The sequence below is a fragment of the Photorhabdus luminescens subsp. luminescens genome, assembly GCF_001083805.1.
Lineage (GTDB): Bacteria > Pseudomonadota > Gammaproteobacteria > Enterobacterales > Enterobacteriaceae > Photorhabdus > Photorhabdus luminescens.
Genome location: NZ_JXSK01000001.1, coordinates 159,171 through 164,609 on the forward strand (window position 1 = coordinate 159,171; position 5,439 = coordinate 164,609).

General features: G+C 40.6%; 5 protein-coding genes. 1 reads left to right on the forward strand and 4 read right to left on the reverse strand.

Translation table 11 applies throughout. The features are described 5' to 3' along the window. Window positions 1-24 precede the first annotated feature (24 nt). Genes TI10_RS00710 through TI10_RS00725 form a run of 4 tightly spaced genes read right to left on the reverse strand, consistent with a single transcriptional unit; the run spans window position 25 to window position 3,600 of the window. A complete protein-coding gene (locus tag TI10_RS00710) occupies window positions 25-918 on the reverse strand; it encodes a metal ABC transporter permease (protein WP_049581265.1) in 894 nt (297 codons plus the stop codon). Beyond that, window positions 915-1,790 (reverse strand): metal ABC transporter permease, encoded by an 876-nt coding sequence (locus TI10_RS00715; protein WP_049581266.1) that lies wholly within the window; start codon window positions 1,788-1,790, stop codon window positions 915-917. Before TI10_RS00715 ends, TI10_RS00710 begins: the two co-directional genes overlap by 4 nt. After that, window positions 1,787-2,683, reverse strand: a complete 897-nt coding sequence (locus TI10_RS00720; RefSeq protein WP_049581267.1) for a manganese/iron ABC transporter ATP-binding protein — start codon at window positions 2,681-2,683, stop codon at window positions 1,787-1,789. Before TI10_RS00720 ends, TI10_RS00715 begins: the two co-directional genes overlap by 4 nt. Then, entirely contained in the window at window positions 2,680-3,600 is a 921-nt protein-coding gene (locus TI10_RS00725; RefSeq protein ID WP_049581268.1) for a metal ABC transporter substrate-binding protein, read from the reverse strand. The genes TI10_RS00720 and TI10_RS00725 overlap by 4 nt, the downstream gene beginning before the upstream one ends. Before the next feature lie 221 nt (window positions 3,601-3,821). Here TI10_RS00725 and TI10_RS00730 point away from each other — a divergent pair, with 221 nt between their 5' ends. Then, on the forward strand, window positions 3,822-4,490 hold the full coding sequence (locus TI10_RS00730; protein ID WP_049581269.1) for a transglycosylase SLT domain-containing protein: 669 nt from the start codon (window positions 3,822-3,824) through the stop codon (window positions 4,488-4,490). Window positions 4,491-5,439 lie beyond the last annotated feature (949 nt).

The window sequence follows — 5,439 nt, forward strand, 5'->3', positions numbered from 1 at the left end:
CACTCACCCCGGTCACATAGTTATCTATGCTCCCGGGGATTCGCTCCCTTGCCGTCGCGATGCATCTTGAAATCCATAAGGTATAGATTTTGTTCTTACAAGTTTTATCTGACTGTAAGCCAGTGCCAGTGTAAAGAAGATAGCCTGAACAATAACGATGCATGGTCCCGTTGCACCATCAATGTGGAAACTGATCAGAGTACCCAGGACACAGGAAATGACTGATGCAATGATAGCGACGATTAACATTCGGTCAAAACTACGGCATAACATGAAAGCGATAATGCCCGGCGATATCAACATTGCAATGACCAAAATCATTCCCACTGCTTGCAGGGAAGCGACGATGGTCATGGACAGCAGGCAAAGCAAACCGTAATGCAAAAGTTTAACAGGTAATCCTACTACGCGTGCTTGGTTAGGATCGAAGCAATAAAGCATGAAGTCTTTGCGCTTTAGCAATACCACCGCCATAGTGATGCAGGCAATCCATAATGTTTGATTCAACTCATCTTTAGTGATCCCGAGTATATTTCCGAACAGAATATGAGTCAGATGTTGGTCGGTATCCATGCGGGCAAAAAGAACTAAACCGAAGGCAAACATGCCTGAAAAGACAATTCCCATGACAGTATCTTCTTTTATCCGGCTATGTTCTTTCAGATATCCTGTCGCAACAGCACAAAAAATACCGGAAAGGAATGCGCCAATAGCCAGTGGTATACCGGCAGCGAAAGCCAGCACAATACCTGGTAATACCGCGTGAGAAATGGCGTCACCCATTAACGACCAGCCTTTAAGAACCAAATAACAAGAGAGTATTGCACATACCGCTCCTGTTACAATTGCGGCGAATATCGCCCGTTGCATAAATGGAAACATAAACGGCTCAGTGAGTAACTGTATCAACTCATTCATGGTTGTGTCTCCTGAGCCAATGCTGAGGACTCTTTTTTGGCACGTATACGGGAGGCGAATAGCCCATGTTTTGGAGCAAAGAAGAATGCGAGTAGGAAAATAACAGTTTGCAATGTGACAATGACGCCACCAGTAGCGCCGTTTAGGAAGAAACTTAGGTAAGCGCCAAATGCGCTGGTCAGGGAACCAATAGCAACGGCAATGATCAGCAGGTGCTTAAAACGATCAGTTAATAAATAAGCGGTTGCGCCTGGAGTGACTACCATTGCAATCACCAGAATAGCGCCGACAGTTTGTAAGGCTGCAACAGTGCAAGCACTCAATAAAGTAAAAAAAATAATTTTCATCCGTAAGGGAGATAAGCCGATAGAGCGCGCATGCGTTTCATCAAAAAATACAATTAGCAAATCTTTCCAGATAAACATGAGCACGATAAATGAAATCGCAATAATGATTTCAACTTGGAGAACATCTTCATCAGCGATACCAAGGATATTGCCGAAAATAATGGTTTGTACGTTAACGGATGTAGGATTCAGAGAAACGATTAATAATCCAGCCGCAAAGAAAGTGGAAAAAATGAACCCGATTACCGCATCTTCACGTAAACGAGTGATATGACGAACCAAAGTCATAGACAGAGCGGCCAGCATTCCGGTAAAAAAAGCGCCGCCTGCATAGGGAAGACCCAGTGCATAAGCACCAGCGACGCCAGGCACAACTGAGTGAGAGAGAGCATCTCCCATCAATGACCAGCCTTTTAACATCAGGTAGGAAGAAAGGAAGGCACAGACGGCACCGACGATGGCACTCACCCAGATGGCTTTTACCATGTAATTATAGTGAAAAGGTTGCAGCAAAAGTTCTGTCATGATTGACGCTTCTCCTTATGCTGACTCTGCCTTGGCGGAACATGATGATCACGACCATAAAATACGGCTGCGCGTTCATCATCAGTAATAACAGTCAAGGAGCGTGGATCATCATCATCATGTAATTCCGGGCCGGATAAATTAATATGACGAAGTACTCCACCAAAAGTCATCTCTAAATTTTTTTGGGTGAAGGTTGTTTCTGTTGGTCCACTTGCCAGAACCGTCCGGTTGATTAGGATAACATGATCGCAGAATTCAGGCACACTACCAAGGTTATGTGTAGAAACCAGAACCAGATGGCCCTCATCACGTAAATCACATAATAGGTCAATGATGGCATTTTCCGTTTTTACATCAACACCAGTAAAAGGTTCATCCAGTAATAGAACTTTGCCTTCCTGAGCCAGAGCCCTTGCAAGAAAAACCCGTTTTTTCTGTCCGCCTGAGAGTTCTCCAATCTGTCGGTTGCGTAGGGCCGTTAAGCCGACGCGTTCAAGTGCTTCATTAACAGCTTGGTGGTCTCTTTTACTTGGGATTCTTAGGAATCCCATTTTCCCGTAGCGGCCCATCATCACGACATCAGAAACTAATACTGGAAAGTTCCAGTCGACTTCTTCTGTCTGAGGGACATATGCAATAACATTTTTCTTCAAAGCACTTTTGACTGGCATATCACTCAGAGTGACTTTTCCTTGAGATGGGTTTACTAGTCCCATGATGGTCTTAAACAATGTGGATTTACCACTACCGTTAATTCCCACCAACGCACAAATAGAGCCGCCAGTGATAGAAAAACTTGCATCATAAATAGCTGTGTGACCGTTGTTATAAGTCACAGTAGCGTCATCAACGACTAAATGAGGACGTTCAAACAGCGTATTGCTATTCATTGATTAAATCCTTTTGCGATTGTATCTACAGTCTTATTCAGTAAATCAATATAAGTTGGTACTGGGCCGCCACTGCCGGAGAGTGAATCTACATAAAGAACGCCGCCATAACGGGCATCTGTTTCTTTACTGACTTGTTTAGCTGGTTTATCTGAAATGGTACTTTCGCTAAACACAACGGGGATTTTGTTCGCTCTTACAGTATCAATGACATGACGAACTTGTTGTGGTGAACCTTGTTCTTCTGCATTAATTGGCCATAGATAAACTTCTTTGAATTGGTAATCTTTAGCCAAATAGCTAAAAGCCCCTTCACTGGTGACTAACCAACGTTGATCTTGTGGAATACGGGAAAGACGTTCTCTCAGTGGAGAATCCAGTTGGGCGATTTTTTCAGCGTAGGCTTTGGCATTCCTATTATAAATTTCTGCATTATCAGGATCGTATTTCACAAATGCTTGGCGGATATTCTCGATATAGACCAAAGCATTTGTGGGTGACATCCAAGCGTGAGGATTCGGATTCCCGTTGTAAGGCCCTTCACGGATGGGGAGTGGTTCAATACCGTCAGTAATAACAACGGCAGGTACATCTTTAAGATTTTCAAAGAAGCGTTCAAACCAGCGTTCTAGATTTAGCCCATTCCAAAGGATCAAATCAGCATGTTGAGATTTTATAATATCTTTTGGGGTAGGTTGGTAATCATGGATTTCAGCGCCAGGTTTAGTAATTGATTCAACAATCGCCGCATCACCTGCTACGTTTTGCGCTATATCCTGGATGATAGTAAAGGTAGTGACAACTTTGAATTGTTTGGCGGCAGATACCTTCTGACTAAATAAAACTATAGATAAAAGAATCAATGTAATTCCCAGTACAGGGGGGGAAAGCAAAAGTAGAGAAAGTTTTTTCTTCATCAATTCAAGCCTTACTTGTTATAAGTATATATATGATAACGATTATCAATATCATTTAAGTAAAGTCAAGATTATAAAATTTGGGAATAGTGATTGTTGCAATCGTCATTCCATATGATATGAACACGAATACAGTGAAAAGTTAAGTAAAAATATTTTTAGATTATAAACGAAATTGTATATGCTGCGCTTTAGTAAAATTTGATCCAGAGGATTATAGGGTGAAATTAAGACTGAGCTTTGTGGCACTGGTCGTGCTGTTAGTCGGTTGTGCTGAGAGAAATACTCAGCAAACAAATGCGGGTAAACGGTTCGGTCAGCAACGTATGCTGAGCAATACTGCCAACGCAGCTAGAATTTCTTCTTTCCCTCCAACGCCTTTTGACACATTTATTCAACAGGCATCCAATCGGTACGGTGTTGATGAAACGCTTATCAGAGCTATTATTCAAGTTGAATCCGGTTTTCGCCCTGATGCAGTCAGTAAATCGAATGCAATTGGCCTTATGCAGATTAAAGCATCGACAGCAGGGCGGGATGTGTATCGACAGAAAGGGCGTCTTGGTCAGCCGACAACGCGTGAGTTGAAAGATCCTAAAACCAATATTGATCTTGGCACTGCTTATATTAGTATTCTGAAAGAGCAACATCTGGCAGGTATTGATAACCCTGAGACTCTCTACTATGCCACTATTGTTGCTTACGTAAATGGTGCGGGTGCTCTTTTGCGGACTTTTAATGTGGATCGTCAATTAGCCGTTAATAAAATAAACCGCATGACGCCGGATGAGTTTTATCAGTATGTTCAGGATAATCATCCTGCACCTCAGGCTCCACGCTATTTATGGAAAGTAAAAAAGGCTTATCGTTCGTTAGTAATTGCAGATTGAGTTGCTGATAAAAATGACGATTCTATTTGCGACAGCCTCGCGTTGGGTGAGGGTTTACGGTGGTTTTTGTTAAATTTAACTGCGAAAGACTTGCCCTCAATTGATAGTGGATGTTGGGAGATAAAATAATCCCTCCTTTGGTACTGGTTGTGGAGGAGGGGGCTTTAATATATGTGTTCACTGGTGTTTACAAGCTAAAAGGTATAAGACCTCATTTCAATTTACATCATGCGATGGTAAATATCGTTTGATATCCGATAATTCATGTCTAAAGAAGGGCTCTCTTAGAATATGTTGCTTAATGATCAATACGGTATTTCACCAATGTTGATCTCAGCTATATTATAATAAAAATAATATAGCTAGGTTGATTCTAATTAGAAATTATTTCCTTATGGAGTTAAAGGTAATTAACTTTTACATTAATTATATCGATTTATTATCATGAAATAACATATGCTGAAATTAATTTTAGCCTGAACTTATATTTTAAAGTAATTAAATATACGGGATATCTTTGTAAATGTTTAATAAGTTGTATTTGATGTGGCATGTCATCTACTCCTTGTGAGAATAAAAAATATTATTTTACAGTAAGTTATCAAAGTAAGCTCGTGTTAATAGTCGTTAATGATTTTAGTCTAAACTATGGAATTAAGCGTCAATCAAAAGTGCTTATCCAAAAAATAAGGATGAAATAGAACATATACTTACGTTTCATGAATGACTGTTTCCCGTTATTGGGGAAGTTATCATTGCGGAATTGCCAATTAAAGAATTTATTTACATTCAATTCCAAAGAGGAAACGTTGTCTGAATATTTTAATTGATGTTTAACGTGCCCGTTTTTATTCCGTCTAGGGTAAGTGGGACAAAAATAAAAAAACACTTGTGATGATTGCCAAGAATGATAGTTGCCAAATATCTAACAGATTTATTGAGGTAGTAG